Raw genomic sequence first — 17271 nt, forward strand, 5'->3', positions numbered from 1 at the left:
GCTTTTATGGCTGAATGAGGTTAAGTAAACGTAAATAATGATAACGCCAATTAGATTCTAAGTCTGTAATATTAATAGGTTTAACGCGGTCTATGTCATCACAGCATCAGATACAGACGAAATGAAAAAGTTCGCAAATTTAAGACACGTATTGAAGGACAAATACCATGCTCAACAAACAAACATTGATCAGTATAGAAGATGCCTTGCCAGGTAGAGATCAACCAATGCAGATTGACGATCATCATTTTGTAAATAAATCTAACCTAAAGGCGCCTCTGACGTCACACCAACAGCAGATCTTGCTCGGAATGGGCTGTTTTTGGGGCGCTGAGCGCGTATTTTGGCAACTCGACGGCGTTGTATCTACTTCAGTCGGTTACGCTGGGGGTTACACACCCAATCCCACGTATGAAGAAGTCTGTACGGGTAAAACGGGTCATACAGAAGTCGTACGAGTCGTTTTCGATGAACGCGTCATCTCATTAGAAAAGCTACTGGCTGTTTTTTGGGAAAAACACGACCCAACTCAGGGAATGCGTCAAGGTAACGACTTAGGTACTCAATATCGTTCTGCAATTTACACTTATTCGACGGAGCAACTCGAGAGCGCAGAGAAATCGAAACTCTTGTATCAGCAAGCACTGCAAGAAGAGCAGCGCGCGAACATCACCACCGAAATACAACCAGCAGGTCCGTATTACTTTGCGGAAACCTACCACCAGCAATATTTGGCGAAAAACCCTGATGGTTACTGTGGCATCGGAGGAACGGGAGTTTGCTTCCCACCAAGCCTCCAAGGATAAACCTAACCAGCAACAAAAAGAGCGACCGATATGGTCGCTCTTTTCTAAATCTAAGTGGGTACCAAGCTAACTAAGCCGATAATGATGCTATCACTTGGTTGACTTCTTTAAAGATGGTGAGCCTTTTATGATCGTTGACGTCAGGTAGTAACACTTTGCCATTGTCGAACTGAAAACAGCCAACCCCAACAATAAAAAATTGACCTTTGAACAACGTTTTAACAAAACGGGCCACTTGTAATGGTCGGTATACAGCAAACTCACGTAGCATAACTCACCTCAATTCCTTTGAGAAAACACGGATTGCTTATTTTTCCTCTGCAATCTTAATGCGCAATTTGCGACGGAACTCATTTTAGCAAATTCTAAATATAACGCAAGATTACACCACTCCATACGTTAAATAAATGTTATCAACGGTCCTACAAATTTCTAGGATCTGGATATATACTGGAAGCTTCCAAACCTCGTACGGAATATAACAATATGAAAACTAAGACTCTCCTACCTCTATTACTGGCCTTAACGCCAAGCTTGACCTTTGCACACAACTTGTCAGTGGGAAAAAGCGTTCCTCCTGTCAATGTTGCCGCTTACGGCGAGATTGTTTTACAAGGCGAAGGCGTTGCATACCACCCCTGGGCAACTCAACATATGCAAGGCAAAGTTCGTGTCATTCAAGCCATTGCAGGCCGTAGCAGTTCAAAAGAGATGAATGCCCCTTTAATGTCAGCAATAACAGCGGCAAATTTTCCACAAGAAAGCTACCAGACGACGACTATCATCAACCAAGATGATGCAATTTGGGGGACAGGCTCTTTCGTGAAGTCTTCAGCTCAAGACAGTAAAAAAGAGTTTCCTTGGTCATCCATGGTTCTTGATGAAAATGGCGTAGTTGCTAATACTTGGGACCTGAAAGAAGAAAGTTCGGCCATTATTGTTCAAGACAAAACGGGCAAAATTCTGTTCGTCAAAGAGGGCGCACTTGAGCAAGATGAGATAACAAAAGTCATTGAGCTTATTAAACAGAACATCTAGCTTCATTGAATGGCTCCTTGCTCTTGTTGTAAGGAGCTATATGAATTTGATTAGAAGCATGGGCAGTGATAACTCTGCTCTTTATAAGTGCGACACTTCCATCAGAGAGTATTACCAATATTTTTCGGCACGTATGTGTGGAGTTAAATTTTTCTGCTAGCCAACAAAAGAGTGAACTTTTATTCATTATGGGTGTTATATTATAACAGTCGGTAAGAGGAGCTCAGATGTACCACCACCAGCAAAAAACACTAAGATATTGGTATCGCACTGCTTTATTTTTCAGTGTTGCGTTGCTGATCGCTTGGAACTTTGCGGTTGTACTTCATCAAGTCGATCTGACGCCCGACCATCATACCCATCATCATTGCCAATTATTTTCTGGTGTTCAGCACGGTATAGCAAAGGTACAACCTACCCTCTCTACACCGACTTTTACGCGCGCCCAGCATCATCATGTTTTTTTGCATCTCGTGTACGGCGAAGAAGTTCTTGGCGCTGCTCGTGCCCCTCCTTATTTTGCTTAATTTCCAAACTATTCCACACTCAAAATTATTGAGTTCATTTCCGCACCTAGTGTGTCAGGGAACAATAACTTAGTGAAACTCGAATCTGAGCAATACCGCCTTTGGTTAATGCCAGTAAAATTAGGAAAAATACAATGTCATCAAAACACGTTTTAGCCCTTGCTATTGGCCTCACTTTATCGACAGCAGCGAATGCAAACGAATACCGCCAGCATGGTGCTCATGTGCATGGTCACGTCGAGTTTAATATCGCCCAAGATGGCAAAGATCTGTTAGTAGAGATCACAGCTCCTGGAGCTGATGTTGTGGGTTTCGAACATGCTCCAGAAAACGCGCAACAAGAGCAAGCGCTTAAACAAGCCGTCGCTACACTCGAAGACAGCAACGCATTGTTCGCTATTAACTCACAAGCTGATTGTAATATTGAAGAAGCTTACGTGAGCCACAACCTAAGCGAAACTCATGAGGAACATGATCATAGTGAGCACGACCATGATGACCATGCACATCACGATCATGAAGGGCACGAACACCATGATCATAATGAACATCATGATAAACATGACCACCATGACGCTCATGATGAGGCGCACGATCATGGCGGTCACGGTGAATTTTCGGTGCAATATCGCTTCAATTGCGAACAAGTTAATCAGCTTAGCCAAATCCAAACCGATTGGTTTAACCAATTCCCAACTACAGAGTCCATCAGCGTCAATATATTCACTGATACCATGCAATCAGCAATTAAATTAAGCAAAGATAACACCCAAATCGTAATCAAATAACACGAGTGGCGTGTAAGTACCCACTTACACGCCACAGCTTTGGTGATTTAATATGACTGAAACCACACCAAATGTTGTCGAGCTAGAGGATGCCCAATTTTTCTGGCCCGGTTCAACCAACCCAACCATCCACATCCCCAAATTACACATTACACAAGGCGAGCATGTGTTTATCAAAGGTCCAAGTGGCTGCGGTAAATCGACCTTGCTCGCTTTGTTGACGGGGATTAACACATTAACTTCAGGCTCTCTATCTGTTCTCGATACTGACCTTGCTAGTTTAAGTGCCAGTCAGAGAGACCGCTTTCGCGCCAATCATATTGGCTACATCTTTCAACAGTTCAATTTATTGCCGTACCTTAACGTACTTGAAAACGTATTATTGCCATGTCAGTTCAGTAAAATACGACGTGACCGTGCCCATTTAGGTGCCTCATCTCAAACGTTAAATGAACAGGCTCAGGCCCTACTAGAACGACTGCACTTGCCAAACGAGCTTCATACACGCCCTGTCTCTGAATTGAGTATTGGTCAACAACAACGTGTGGCTGCGGCTCGAGCTCTGATAGGACATCCAGAGTTAGTGATCGCTGACGAACCAACCTCAGCTTTAGACTATGACAATCGTAAAGCATTTATTGAGCTCCTTATGGAGCAAGCGAATCAAGCCAATGCCACACTGGTATTCGTTAGCCACGACCCAACACTCGAACCCTTATTCGATCGCACGCTCAATCTACCCGACATTAATCAAGTATCTAGCCTAGGAGCCATATCATGAGTGCTGTAGTAAAGCTCGCCTGGAAAAGCTTGATGAACCGCAAAGCGACGGCAATTCTAACCATCATGACCGTTGCGATTTCAGTGGTACTCCTCTTGGGCGTCGAGCGTATCCGAACTCAAGCCAAGGATAGCTTCGCCAATACAATTTCAGGCACTGACCTCATTATTGGTGGACGCTCTGGGCAAGTGAACCTATTGCTCTATTCTGTGTTTCGTATTGGTAATGCGACCAACAACATCGATTGGAAAAGCTACCAAGAGTTTGCCAACCATCGTTCAGTCGATTGGGCTATTCCAATCTCGCTTGGCGACTCGCATAAAGGCTTCCGAGTTATGGGAACCAATCACAGTTACTTTGAGCATTACAAGTTTGGAAGTAAGCAACCACTAACATTTAGCAAGGGTAGAGAATTCAATGGTTTATTTGAAACCGTGCTAGGTTCTGATGTCGCTAAACAACTTGGTTATGATATCGGTAGCGAAATCATCATTGCCCACGGCATTAGCGACGTTGGCTTTAGCCGTCATGACAATCTGCCATTTAAAGTTGTCGGTATCCTTGCACCTACAGGAACACCAGTCGACAAAACTGTCCATGTATCATTGGAAGCCATCGAAGCCATTCACGTCGGATGGGAAAGTGGTGCGCGTTTGGGCCCGACACCCAAGGCACAAGATCTCAAAAACAGAGACTTTCAGCCCAAACAAATTACCGCTATGCTCGTTGGTTTGAAATCTCGTATTCAAACTTTCGCCCTGCAAAGACAAATTAACACCTACCCCAAAGAGCCGCTCAGCGCCATTATGCCCGGCGTTGCGTTGCATGAGTTATGGGGAATGATGTCGGTTGCAGAGCAAGCCCTAATGGCAGTATCTGGTTTTGTCGTGATCGCAGGGTTGTTAGGTATGTTAAGCAGTCTATTAACTAGCCTACAGGAACGCCGCCGTGAAATGGCGATTTTGCGAGCCATGGGAGCAAGGCCTCGTCATGTTTTCTCACTATTAATTAGTGAAGCTAGCTTGCTCACTGCTGCTGGTATTATTACTGGCGTTACTGGGCTGTATGCCATTCTGGCTATCGCGCAGCCGATCATCCAACAGCACTATGGAATACATCTCACCTTAAGCATCTTATCTACTTATGAGTGGATGCTATTAGGTTTCGTACAATGCGCTGGTATTGTGATTGGTTTCATTCCCGCACTCCGCGCCTACCGACAGTCACTGAGTGACGGAATGACAATAAGGATTTAATAAAATGTGGAAAAAAATACTCGCAAGTTGCTTGCTGGTCGTCGCATTCACAGCGCCTGTTATGGCCAGCGAAGAACCATTAAAGCTTGACTGGATTGACCTTGTTCCAGAAAAAGAGCGTAAATTGTTCGACAGTATAGGCATGCCTGCATCTGATCACAGTGGTGGCGCAGCCCAGCAGTCCAAGATTGGTAACGTTCGACCAGAACTGAACGGAAGCCAAGTTAAAATTCCAGGGTTTGTTATCCCACTTGAAGGTGATGCCGATACCGTCACCGAATTTTTATTGGTGCCATATTTTGGAGCTTGTATTCACGTGCCACCACCGCCTCCAAACCAGATCATTTACGTGAAGTTTCCGAAAGGCGCGCCTGTTCAAGAGTTGTGGGATGTTATATATGTGGTTGGAACGTTGAAAACCGAGACGATAAACCACGAACTGGCAGAAACGGCTTACGTTATTGAGGGATCAGAAATAGAAGCCTACGACGATATGTAATTTAAGTCGTCGATAAGCCTCGCTACACCTAAGGCGTCACACTGGCGCCTTTTTTAGCTTTGTGCTACACGATATAACGAGATAAATACGCTAATACGCCCACATAAATAACCAAAAGAAACGCTATCGACAGGTGCTTTTTGAGTTTACCTGCTTCTGAGAACTTCATAGCCCCTCCAAAATAACGATAACAATTTTAACAACTCATTATCATTTTGAATAGCCCTATTCGTTCAAAAACTGAGAACTCCTGTCTGGTCGCTTGGTCAGATAAGGTGTAAATTTAAACGTGCGAACCGCGCAGTTCTTGGTAGGAAAACGAATGGCAGACCCGACAAAGCAACCTGTTGTCATCGAACATCAGTCAGACACAAAAAAAAATACGCAACAAGAAAAGAAACAAGGCTACATAAAAGACAGTGCTAGTAAGGTAAAAACCATAGCCCAAATACACGGTCTTGACGCCTTACTGCAAACCGAACCGCCAGCCAAATCTGCGTTTGAAAGAGCCCAATTGCGAGAGCAAAGACGCCAAGAACAGCGACAAAAAAACTTAGAACAGATTTTAAAATTAGCGCACAGTTCATGCCGAGATGAGACAGCGGGAGAGCCAGACCAAGATTGGTTGCATCGATTTTTTGAGATGGCTCAAGACATCCATAACAGCGCGATGCAAAAGCTATGGGCTCAAGTGATGAAGCGTGAAGTGACCAATCCGGGTTCAACGTCCATGAAAGCGTTGAAAACCCTCAAGGATATGTCACCAAAGGAAGCACAAACTCTGCAAAGAGCCGCCTCTTTAGCGTGCAGTTTTGGAGGGGATCACAGCAGAAAACTGCTGATTGGTTACAAAGCGCAAGGAGGCATATTTAGCTTCGGCAAGCGAGACGTCGCTAACAGCCTAAATATGGGAAGTTTTCAACTGCCGTATTCAAGCTTGTTGCTCTTAATTGAATTAGGGCTGCTGCACAGTGCCGAACTTGAATCTGGCGAAATTAGTATCGAGACACCGTTGGTCCTCACCTACCAAGGTAAAAACTTATCACTGAACGTAAACAGCAAAGGTGTCCGCCTTTTATATTACCGCTTCACACCGACAGGTAATGAGCTCTGTACCTTACTCGGAAACAAACCACATGCCGAATACTACGATCAAATGCTTGCACTGTTAAATCATAGGTTTAGTGTCCATAGTGAAGCTAAAAGTACGGTTCATCATACCGTCTAGCCAGCTTGAGAAGCATTTGTTCACCTATGATCTAAATGCTTTTTTATCGAATCACACCGCGTTGTTTAAGATCGATTAAGCACAAATCCACCAGCTCATCGACACTCTTTTCTCCCGCGGGCAAATCGATTTCAGGGTTCTCTGGCGCTTGATATTCCGAATCAATACCAGTGAAATTAGGAATCTCTCCCGCACGGGCTTTACGGTATAAACCCTTAGGATCTCGACCTTCGCAAACCTCTAGAGATGCATTGACATACACTTCGATAAACTCGCCTTCTGGCAATAAATCGCGCACTAACTTCCGCTCTGCACGATGCGGTGAAATAAACGCCGACAGAACAATTAAACCCGCATCTGCCATCAACTTCGCCAGTTCACCAATGCGACGAATGTTCTCGCGACGGTCCTGTTCAGAAAAACCTAAATCGCTACACAAACCATGTCGTACATTGTCACCATCCAATAAATAGGTGTGGTAACCCAATGCTGCAAGGCGATTTTCCAACGCCCCAGCTACGGTTGATTTACCCGCTCCAGATAAACCAGTGAACCACAATACGGCAGGTTTTTGCTTCTTTAATTCAGCACGAAACTGTTTATCAACCGAATGCTGGTGCCAAACAATGTTTTCATCTTTTACCGTCGTTTCGGCAGTCATAACGTATCCTTGTAAATATCGGAATTAAAACGGGAAAAAGACCGGGATCAAAGTAAGTACTAATACAGAGTACACAATCGAAATTGGCACTCCAATTCTCACGTAGTCGGTCAATTTGTAATTTCCTACGCTGTACACCAGCAGGTTAGTTTGGTAACCGTAGGGAGAGATAAAGCTCGCACTCGCGCCGAACAAAACCGCCATGATGAATGGCATCGGATCCACGCCATAACCCACCGCCATGCTATAGCCGATAGGAAAAGAAAGCGCAGCCGCGGCATTGTTTGTCACCAATTCAGTGAGTACCAATGTCATGATATAAGTCGCCACCAAGGCACCAAATACTCCCCAGCCATTAAACGCTTCAATAAACATCACTCCCATTCTTTCTGACAATCCAGAAGAGATCATCAGTTGAGCAATAGACAAAGCGGAACCGACAATCACGACGATATCAATCGGAAAACGGCGGCGCAGTTCTGAAATCTGCACAATACCAAACGCAATAAGCGCGATAAGGTACGCAGCTAGACCTTTAATAATCGGTACTAACTCTAATAGAGCGCATCCAATTACGGCTGCAAAGCCCAGTAATACAATGGAAGACTTATTAGTATCAAGCCGAGCGCTAGAGTCCAAGTCATGCACTAAAACAAACTCTTTACGATGAGCTCGGCGTTCAGACTCAAAACGCTTGCCTGGAACCAGAACTAACGTGTCCCCTGGCGCTAAGGTAATGCTACCCAAGCCACCTTCTAGGCGTTCGTGGCCTCGGCGAATCGCCACAACAACGGCATCGAATCGGTCGCGGAATCGGCTCTCTTTGAGGGTTTTGTAGCAAAACGTCGCCGACGAGCTCACCACAACTTCGATAAAGTTTTGCCCATTTAAGTGCTGCTGACCAAACAACTTGAGGCCCGGAATTTCTTGCAGGGTCGCGACGCTCTCAACATCGCCACAAAATAACAGGCGGTCTTTTGCATTGAGCACAAAATCCGGTCCCACAGAAGAAACAGTAACACCATCGCGCACCACTTCTGCAAGAAACAGTTTGCGCAGCGCACGTAAATTATTCTCGCTGATCGTACGCCCAACTAACGGTGAGCCTGGCTCAACGCGAGACTCAAGAAAGTAAGGTAAATCTTCTTGGTTTTGATCATCATAATTCGGTAGCAAGTAGCTGAGCGGGATAAGAATCAGCATCCCTCCCACCAGCACAGCCAAACCTATCATCGTGGGTGTAAAAAAGCTCAGGCTCGGTAAGCCTGCGTCTTCGACAAAGCTGTTGATGATTAAGTTAGTCGACGTACCAATCAAAGTTAACGTGCCACCAAAAATGGCGGCGTAAGACAAGGGAATAAGTAATTTCGAAGGTGCATGCTGCTGATTACGCTTAATCGCCCCAATCAATGAGACAACCACAGCGGTATTATTCGTAAATGAAGAAAGCAAGGCGGTCGACACACCGAGCTTAGCAATCACGCTGCCTAACTGGCCCTCAGAGATACTTCGGCTCACCCAACTGATCAGCAGTGTTTTTTCTAGAGCACAGGATGCAAGAATCAATAGAACCAGGGTTAACAATGAAGAGTTGGTAAAATTGGATGCGATAGTGGCTGAATCCATCATCCCAGCCATGAATGCAATAAAAGCGGCACCCGCAAAGACATAACTAGGCTTAATTTTCGTGACAAGCAAGCAAGTGATAATGCCAAGCAAAATCGCTAACACAAACCCTTGTTCCCACATAGCCTTTCCTTACCAAATAGCCCTAAAGAGCACAACAACGACTCATTTATCCATGAGACACCGACAAACGAGTAAACAGACAAAAATCAGCGCAAGCGAAAAGAACATCAGAATGCTCGGTTTTCTTGGGCTCCACCGAAGCACTCTGGTATTAGGAGAATACCTAACGACATTTCGCAATTCAGTTAGGTAGCGACGCCCCAAGTACAACAGCAGACAGAGCCTGAAATTATCGTACTTGGGTAAGCCAGTTACTTTTTCAGAAACTGGCTGACGTCTTTTGCTTCCCAGTGTGGGAAGTGTTTACGGACAAGCGCATTAAGCTCAACTTCAAACGCAGAGATGTCCGTCAAATCGCGCTCAACCACGGCGAGGCTCTCTTTAACCATGCCAGCACCAACCGTCACGTTTGTCAGACGATCGATAATGATAAAGCCACCGGTATCTGCACAGTCTTGATAATTGTCCAGCGCGACTGACTCATTAAGAGACCATTCACACAAACCAATACCATTCAATGGCAGCTCTGCCGAGCTATGAGTCGAGAGATTATTAATGTCATATTGATGACGAATCGCTTCAACATGACCTACGGTTTTCTTACCTGCGATTTTGATGTCATAGTCACAACCCGGTTGCAGGGGTTGCTCAGTCATCCACACCACATCGGCAAGCAAATGGTTTGTGGTTTCCACTTGAGCATTATCTAGAACAATTAAGTCGCCACGGCTAATATCGATCTCATCGCTTAGCGTCAGAGTGACAGCTAATCCAGCACGAGCTTCTTCGATATCACCATCAAAGGTCACAATACGTGCCACAGTTGACGTTTTACCCGATGGCAATGCTTTAATGGCATCACCGACTTTGATCGAACCAGAAGAAATGGTCCCCGCAAAACCACGGAAATCGAGGTTAGGACGATTAACGTATTGCACAGGGAAGCGGAATTCACCCGCGCCTTTTTCTTGATCCACATCGACCGTTTCAAGAAGCTCAAGCAATGATGGGCCTTTAAACCAAGTCAGGTTTTGGCCTTTATCCACCACATTGTCCCCTTCAAGCGCTGAGATCGGGATGATTTGAATATCAATATCCCCAGTCAGATTCTCAGAGAACTTCAGATACTCATCGCGGATCTCTTCAAAGCGCTCTTGGGAGTAATCCACTAAGTCCATCTTGTTGATCGCCACAACAAAGTGCTTCAAACCCAACAGGTTGGAAATGAAAGAGTGACGACGAGTTTGATCGAGAATGCCCTTACGTGCATCAACCAGAATCACAGCTAAGTCACAAGTCGATGCACCTGTAGCCATGTTACGTGTGTACTGCTCGTGTCCAGGAGTATCTGCAATGATGAATTTACGTTTCTGCGTCGAGAAATAGCGGTAAGCCACATCAATCGTGATCCCCTGCTCGCGCTCAGCTTGTAAGCCATCGACCAACAACGCAAGGTCAGGCTTTTCACCCGTGGTGCCCACACGTTGGCTGTCTGAATGCACTGCCGCTAGCTGATCTTCATAAATTTGTTTTGAGTCATGGAGTAAGCGACCAATTAATGTACTTTTACCGTCATCCACCGAGCCACAAGTCAAGAATCTAAGTAACGACTTGTACTGGTGTTGTGTTAAATAGCCTTCGATACCAAGCTCGGCTAATTGAGCTTCAACTGCACTGTTCATTATCTTTCCTTAGATCCTTTAGAAGTAACCTTGACGTTTCTTAAGCTCCATCGATCCTGACTGATCGTGGTCGATCGCTCGGCCTTGGCGCTCACTCGACGTTGCCACCAGCATCTCTTCAATAATGCCAGTTAAAGTGTTTGCTTCAGACTCGATGGCACCAGTCAATGGATAACAACCAAGGGTACGGAAGCGCACACTCTTCTCTTCAATCACTTCACCCGGTTGAAGCTCCATACGATCATCATCAACCATGATCAGCATGCCATCGCGTTCAACAACTGGGCGTTTGTCCGCGAGGTAAAGCGGCACGATCTCGATGTTTTCTAAATAGATGTATTGCCAGATATCAAGCTCAGTCCAGTTAGACAGTGGGAATACACGAATGCTCTCACCCTTATTGACCTGACCGTTGTAGGTCTTCCATAGCTCAGGACGTTGGTTTTTAGGGTCCCATGTATGGTTCTTATCGCGGAATGAATACACGCGCTCTTTCGCCCGTGATTTCTCTTCGTCGCGGCGCGCGCCACCAAAGGCCGCATCAAAACCGTACTTGTTCAGCGCTTGTTTTAAGCCTTGGGTCTTCATGATGTCAGTGTGCTTAGAAGAACCATGAACAAACGGACTACAGCCCATGGCTAGACCTTCTGGATTCTTATGTACCAAAAGCTCAAAACCGTATTTGGCCGCGGTGCGATCACGAAATTCAATCATCTCGCGGAACTTCCAATCGGTGTCGACATGCAGCAATGGAAATGGAATCTTACCTGGGTAAAAAGCTTTACGCGCTAGGTGCAGCATCACTGATGAGTCTTTACCAATCGAATACATCATGACTGGGTTATCAAACTCAGCCGCAACTTCGCGGATAATATGGATACTCTCCGCTTCGAGTTGTTTAAGGTGAGTTAAACGTTGTTGGTCCATGTTTTGTATTTCCTTTTTAAGCTTGAAGGCGCATTACGTCTCTAATCTTTGGTCTGAAATTATATGGAGTTGGCAATAGCACTTTTGTTGAATTCAGTACTAGACAAAAACCAGTCTAACTTTTGAGACAGCCGCACTACCTCTCCGACAACAATCAAAGATGGCGACTGTACTTCCTTCGATAAATCAGAGAGTTGGGAGAGTTCTCCCGTAAATACTTTTTGTTGAATCTGCGTGCCACGCTCAATAATGGCAATCGGAGTCGACGCTGAACGACCATGCTTAATGAGTTGATTCTGAATATAGTGTGATTTCATCAGCCCCATGTAGATCACTAAAGTCTGATTCCCACGTGCCAACGTGGACCAATCCATCTCATCACTTTCTTCTTTCAAGTGGCCAGTCACAAAGATGGCCGATTGCGCATAATCACGATGAGTCAGTGGAATACCAGCATAAGCGGTTGCGCCAGCAGCTGCGGTAATGCCAGGGACAACTTGAAAACGAACGCCGGCATCAGCAAGCACTTCTAACTCTTCACCACCACGACCGAATACAAACGGATCCCCACCTTTAATGCGCACTACTTTGTAGCCCTGCTTGGCAAAATCCACCAAAAGCTGATTCGTCTTCTCCTGCGGCACACTGTGATGCCCAGCTCGCTTCCCAACGCACACCAAAATCGTATCGCTTGGAATCAATGCCATGATTTCTTCAGACACCAAATAGTCATACAAAACCACGTCAGCTTGCTGCAAGCAGTTCAGTGCTTTCACCGTCAGAAGTTCAGGATCGCCTGGTCCTGCACCTACTAAGGCGACTTCACCAGGCTGTAGCGATTGCTTTGCAAAACGAGTAACACCAGCGACTGGGTTGTCAGAAACTAACCGGGGCTTTGGTTTAGGAAAAGAAGTGACTGAATCGTTCGTTGCCATGTGCTTGCTCATCGTCCATTGATATCGTTATGCAAGCATTATGGCGGGGCGTTTATATTACCTGAAATTCTAAAATTTCATTTTTTATTCAAAAATCTGCTAAGAAGTTTTTGTTTGGTCTCATTCAAAAGCGTGAAAAAGTCGGCGGTTAATATGAATAAGGTTCAGTAAACTGATTAATGTTCACAGTTTTCTGTATCTTTATCATCGAGTTGCATCTGTGTTTGATACATTACGCAGTACGATTTCCCCTTATCATTGAATTGGAGCACCAAATGAAAGTGGCAGTTCATCCTATTTCCCTCGCAGTATTAAGTGGCATGCTAACGCTTGCTGGCCCAGCAATGGCCGATACCATCAAGCTTCGTATTATCGAAACCACCGACATTCACACCAACGTGATGGATTACGATTACTACAAAGACCAACCATCACAGCAAATCGGTTTAAGTCGCGCAGCGACAATAGTGAAACAAGCTAAGTCCGAGACAGAAAACGCGGTACTAATAGATAACGGTGATTTAATTCAGGGCAGCCCAATGGGCGATTACATGGCGGCGAAAGGGATTAACGCTGGCGAAATCCACCCGGTATACAAAGCGATGAACCAGTTGGATTACGATGTGGGTAACATTGGTAACCACGAATTCAACTACGGCCTTGAGTTCCTGAAAAACTCTATCGACGGTGCGAACTTCCCTTATGTTAGTGCTAACGTTTTCGACAAGAAGACAGGCGAGCACTACTTCAAACCTTATCTAATTAAAACGCACACGTTCAAAGACACTGATGGTCAAAGCCACGAAATCAAAGTGGGTTACATCGGCTTCGTCCCGCCACAAATCATGGTATGGGATAAGAAGAATCTAGAAGGAAAAGTCTTCGCTGAAGACATCACTGAGACAGCGAAAAAGCTGGTTCCTCAGATGAAGAAAGAAGGCGCAGACGTTATTGTGGCGATTCCACACTCAGGCATTTCTACTGATCCATACAAACTAGGCGCTGAAAACTCTGTTTACTACCTCACAGAAGTTGAAGGTATTGATGCGATTGCTTTTGGCCACTCTCACGCCGTCTTCCCAGGGAAAGACTTCGCAAACCTACCTGGTGTTGATATAGATAAAGGGACCATCAATGGTGTAACGTCCGTGATGCCGGGCCGCTGGGGAAGTCACGTAGGTGTGATGGATTTGATGCTGAAAGAGAAAGACGGCAGATGGCAAGTCGTCGAAGGCCAAGCAGAAGCACGCCCTATCTTCGATAAAGTAAATAAGAAGTCATTAGCTAAAGCCGATGCAGATATTGTGAAAGCGTTAGAAGAAGATCACAAAGGCACTCGTGAATTTGTAAACCAACCAATCGGCAAAGCAAATGATGTCATGTACAGCTTCTTGGCATTAGTGCAGGACGACCCCACCATTCAAATCGTTAACCTTGCTCAGAAAGACTACGTAGAACGCTTTATTCAAGGCGACCCAGACCTTTCTGACATTCCAGTACTGAGTGCGGCAGCACCATTTAAAGTCGGCGGTCGTAAGAACGATCCGAATAACTTTACAGAAGTAGAATCCGGTCAGCTCACCTTCCGTAATGCGGCCGATCTTTACTTATATCCAAACACCTTGGTTGCGATGAAAGTGAAAGGTAAAGAAGTTCGCGAATGGCTAGAGTGCAGTGCGGGTCAATTCAACCACATCGACATCAACAATCCTAAACCGCAATCTTTGATTGATTGGGATAATTTCCGTACGTACAACTTCGATGTTATTGATGGGGTTAACTACCAAATCGACGTTACCCAACCGCCGAAGTACGATGCGGATTGTAAAGTGATTAATCCAGATTCTCAGCGCATTGTGAATCTGACGTTCAATGGTAAGCCTGTCAATCCGAAGCAAGATTTCATCATCGCAACCAATAACTACCGTGCTTATAGCAATACTTTCCCTGGTACAGGCCCAGATTTCATTGCATTTGACGCACCAGATGAAAACCGCTCTGTCGTCGCCACTTATATTTCTCGCGTGAGTGAAGAAAAAGGAGAAGTGACACCAAGCGCTGACAACAACTGGTCTTTCGCACCGATTAAGTCCGATAACAAGCTAGATATTCGTTTCGAAACCTCCCCTAGCGATAAAGCGGCGCAGTTCATCAAAGAGAAAGGACAATACCCAATGAAACGCGTGTCAACAGACGACATTGGTTTCGCAATTTATCAAATCGATCTGAATAAATAAGGTTGATTTGACAGCAACACTAAGCGGCTCTCATGAGCCGCTTTTTTGTTATCAATAAAACCCGTTAAAATAAAGAAAACCGTTTCCGAGTTATCACATGCACATCGATCTTTTTTCAGACTTAGTCAATCATGGCTTTTTAGAGACAGAAGCAAACCAACTTATTGAAAATGGTGAGTTGCTCGAACTGCCTACACGCCACATTCTTAATCACCAAGGGGAGTTGAGCTCACACCTTTACTTCATCATTGAGGGGTTATGCCACGCAAGCTATCTCACGGAGCACGGCAAAGAATTCAGTAAAGAATTTTATTGGGAGAAGGACTGGGTTATCGGGTTTGAGAGCATAATAAAGGACCAACCTTCGCCTTACTTATTGGAAACGCTGAGCGCTTGTCAGCTATTTTGCTTGCCAATTGAAACGTTGCATCACTGGCGAGCAGAAAAGCACGCCATTTACTTAAAGCTACTCGAAAACCAACTGGTTAATAAAGAGAATAAAGAACGCTTTATGTTGCTCTACTCTCCAGAGGAACGATATCAATTATTTTGCGCTCATTACCCAGATTTAAAGCAACGTATTACCGATAGTCAAATTGCGGCCTACCTGGGCATTACGCCAATCAGTTTGAGTCGAATCAAAGCACGCTTAACCAAAGATCACACTCTCAAATAAACTCAAAAAAGAAAAAAGCTCTTCAAACGAAGAGCTTTTTTCTTTTTTGAGCTATTTAAGAATTCGCGCCCGGAACTGGCGCCCTTTCATCTTGCCGTTACTAATGGTTTGTAGAGCCTTTTTAGCCACAGACTTTTCGACGGCAACATAAGCGCGCACAGGGAATAGGTGAATCTTTCCGACTTGAGAGCCTGGAATACCATTTTTTCCTGTCAAACAACCTAAAATATCACCCGGTCGTACTTTCTGTTTCTTACCGCCATCAATGTTAATCGTCACCATTTTCGCTTGGTATGGCTGCTGATTTGATTTGGCAGGCAATGTTGCTGGTACCACGTCCATCTCTAGGTATTCTTCAATACGAGCTACACGTAAACCGTCTTTCTCACCAAAAAAGCTAAACGCTAAACCTTTACTACCCGCACGACCTGTACGACCAATACGGTGCACATGAACCTCAGGATCGCGTGATAGCTCAAAGTTAAAGACAGCATCAAGATTATCAACGTCTAAGCCACGCGCCGCAACGTCTGTTGCAACAAGGATAGACACACTCTTGTTAGCAAACTGCACCAATGCTTGGTCGCGTTCACGCTGCTCTAAGTCCCCATGGATATCGATAACGCTGAATCCTTTGTGATGCAACTCATCTGCGACACTTTGCACTTCTTTTTTGGTATTACAAAAAACCACCGCGGACTCTGGCTGGTGAGTCAGCAGCAAATTCGCCAACGCTTCATCACGTGCTTCCGAGCCTTCAACTTTATAGAAGTACTGCGCAATGCTTGAGGTATCATGCGTCGATTCCACCTTAATCACTTCCGGTGTCTGCATTATACGCTGCGCAATTTGCTCAATTTTCTCTGGAAAAGTAGCACTGAAAAGTAGAGTTTGGCGCTGCTTTGGCGCTGCATCGATGATTGCATCTAATGCGTCTTGGAAACCCATGTCCAACATGCGATCAGCTTCATCTAGCACCAAGGTATTCAGTTCGCTAAGATCAATTCGGCCTTTCTCAAGGTGATCCAAAATACGACCAGGTGTACCAACTAGGATATGCGCACCATGCTCCAGCGAACCAATTTGTGGCCCCATTGGCATCCCACCGCAGAGAGTAAGCACTTTAATATTATGAATGCCGCGACCTAAAGTACGAATTTCCTTCGCTACTTGGTCTGCAAGCTCACGTGTTGGACACAATACTAATGACTGGACACGAAAGCGTTTGACGTTGAGGTTCGATAAAACCCCTAAACCAAATGCAGCGGTTTTACCTGAGCCCGTTTTACCCTGCCCGATGACATCACGATGTTTTAGGATTGCAGGCAAGCTCAAAGCTTGAATTGGCGTCATGTGGGTATAGTTCAGGGAATCAAGTGTGGCGAGTAACGCTGGGTTCAGCCCAACTTGATCGAATGCTTGTTTGCTCACGGGGATATCCTCAGGTGAGATGGAAAGAGGGCACATTATCACCAGATTTG

General features: G+C 45.2%; 17 protein-coding genes. 10 read left to right on the forward strand and 7 right to left on the reverse strand.

Features of this window, described 5'->3' with window-relative positions:
* Positions 1–167: 167 nt before the first annotated feature.
* The gene (gene msrA / locus R8O70_RS03725; RefSeq protein ID WP_017633451.1) at positions 168–806 is read left to right on the forward strand and encodes a peptide-methionine (S)-S-oxide reductase MsrA; all 639 of its coding nucleotides are present in this window, start codon (positions 168–170) and stop codon (positions 804–806) included.
* A gap of 70 nt (positions 807–876) precedes the next feature.
* On the opposite strand, the gene R8O70_RS03730 is transcribed toward msrA, so the two are convergent.
* On the reverse strand, positions 877–1077 hold the full coding sequence (locus R8O70_RS03730) for a DUF1107 domain-containing protein (RefSeq protein ID WP_005379612.1): 201 nt from the start codon (positions 1075–1077) through the stop codon (positions 877–879).
* A 215-nt stretch (positions 1078–1292) separates the two neighbouring features.
* Between R8O70_RS03730 and R8O70_RS03735 the strand changes: the two genes are divergently transcribed.
* The 7 genes from R8O70_RS03735 (at position 1293) to R8O70_RS03765 (ending at position 6923) form a co-directional block, all read left to right on the forward strand.
* Positions 1293–1844 (forward strand): YtfJ family protein, encoded by a 552-nt coding sequence (locus R8O70_RS03735; RefSeq protein WP_258624980.1) that lies wholly within the window; start codon positions 1293–1295, stop codon positions 1842–1844.
* Between the two features lie 227 nt (positions 1845–2071).
* On the forward strand, positions 2072–2371 hold the full coding sequence (locus R8O70_RS03740) for a DUF2607 family protein (RefSeq protein ID WP_005379608.1): 300 nt from the start codon (positions 2072–2074) through the stop codon (positions 2369–2371).
* A 134-nt stretch (positions 2372–2505) separates the two neighbouring features.
* A complete protein-coding gene (zrgA, locus tag R8O70_RS03745; RefSeq protein ID WP_017633449.1) occupies positions 2506–3159 on the forward strand; it encodes a zinc uptake protein ZrgA in 654 nt (217 codons plus the stop codon).
* Between the two features lie 52 nt (positions 3160–3211).
* Positions 3212–3940, forward strand: coding sequence for an ABC transporter ATP-binding protein (locus tag R8O70_RS03750; protein WP_005379603.1), 729 nt, complete (start codon positions 3212–3214; stop codon positions 3938–3940).
* Positions 3937–5196 carry an ABC transporter permease gene (locus tag R8O70_RS03755; protein ID WP_005379602.1) on the forward strand — a complete coding sequence of 420 codons (1260 nt, stop codon included), beginning with the start codon at positions 3937–3939 and terminating at the stop codon, positions 5194–5196. The genes R8O70_RS03750 and R8O70_RS03755 overlap by 4 nt, the downstream gene beginning before the upstream one ends.
* Before the next feature lie 4 nt (positions 5197–5200).
* The gene (locus tag R8O70_RS03760; protein WP_005379600.1) at positions 5201–5695 is read left to right on the forward strand and encodes a DUF3299 domain-containing protein; all 495 of its coding nucleotides are present in this window, start codon (positions 5201–5203) and stop codon (positions 5693–5695) included.
* 322 nt (positions 5696–6017) lie between these two features.
* Positions 6018–6923 (forward strand): TIGR03899 family protein, encoded by a 906-nt coding sequence (locus R8O70_RS03765; protein ID WP_005379599.1) that lies wholly within the window; start codon positions 6018–6020, stop codon positions 6921–6923.
* A gap of 43 nt (positions 6924–6966) precedes the next feature.
* Here R8O70_RS03765 and cysC read toward each other — a convergent pair whose 3' ends face one another.
* The 5 genes from cysC to cobA form a co-directional block, all read right to left on the reverse strand.
* The gene (gene cysC, locus R8O70_RS03770) at positions 6967–7584 is read right to left on the reverse strand and encodes an adenylyl-sulfate kinase (protein WP_005379598.1); all 618 of its coding nucleotides are present in this window, start codon (positions 7582–7584) and stop codon (positions 6967–6969) included.
* A 24-nt stretch (positions 7585–7608) separates the two neighbouring features.
* Positions 7609–9333, reverse strand: coding sequence for an SLC13 family permease (locus tag R8O70_RS03775; protein WP_005379596.1), 1725 nt, complete (start codon positions 9331–9333; stop codon positions 7609–7611).
* 251 nt (positions 9334–9584) lie between these two features.
* Positions 9585–11015 (reverse strand): sulfate adenylyltransferase subunit CysN, encoded by a 1431-nt coding sequence (gene cysN / locus R8O70_RS03780; protein ID WP_258624982.1) that lies wholly within the window; start codon positions 11013–11015, stop codon positions 9585–9587.
* 18 nt (positions 11016–11033) lie between these two features.
* Complete coding sequence (gene cysD, locus R8O70_RS03785) at positions 11034–11942, reverse strand: sulfate adenylyltransferase subunit CysD (RefSeq protein WP_005379592.1); 909 nt, start codon at positions 11940–11942, stop codon at positions 11034–11036.
* Between the two features lie 59 nt (positions 11943–12001).
* Positions 12002–12877, reverse strand: coding sequence for a uroporphyrinogen-III C-methyltransferase (cobA, locus tag R8O70_RS03790; protein WP_318184056.1), 876 nt, complete (start codon positions 12875–12877; stop codon positions 12002–12004).
* A gap of 275 nt (positions 12878–13152) precedes the next feature.
* Between cobA and cpdB the strand changes: the two genes are divergently transcribed.
* Both cpdB and R8O70_RS03800 read left to right on the forward strand, forming a co-directional pair.
* The gene (gene cpdB, locus R8O70_RS03795; protein ID WP_258624984.1) at positions 13153–15114 is read left to right on the forward strand and encodes a 2',3'-cyclic-nucleotide 2'-phosphodiesterase; all 1962 of its coding nucleotides are present in this window, start codon (positions 13153–13155) and stop codon (positions 15112–15114) included.
* A 97-nt stretch (positions 15115–15211) separates the two neighbouring features.
* On the forward strand, positions 15212–15790 hold the full coding sequence (locus R8O70_RS03800) for a Crp/Fnr family transcriptional regulator (RefSeq protein WP_005379584.1): 579 nt from the start codon (positions 15212–15214) through the stop codon (positions 15788–15790).
* Positions 15791–15841: 51 nt separating this feature from the next.
* Here R8O70_RS03800 and dbpA read toward each other — a convergent pair whose 3' ends face one another.
* On the reverse strand, positions 15842–17221 hold the full coding sequence (gene dbpA, locus R8O70_RS03805; protein WP_062730762.1) for an ATP-dependent RNA helicase DbpA: 1380 nt from the start codon (positions 17219–17221) through the stop codon (positions 15842–15844).
* Positions 17222–17271 lie beyond the last annotated feature (50 nt).

Origin of the sequence: Vibrio sp. 779(2023), from assembly GCF_033344285.1 — a bacterium.
In the GTDB taxonomy this organism is placed as follows: Bacteria; Pseudomonadota; Gammaproteobacteria; order Enterobacterales; family Vibrionaceae; genus Vibrio; species Vibrio alginolyticus.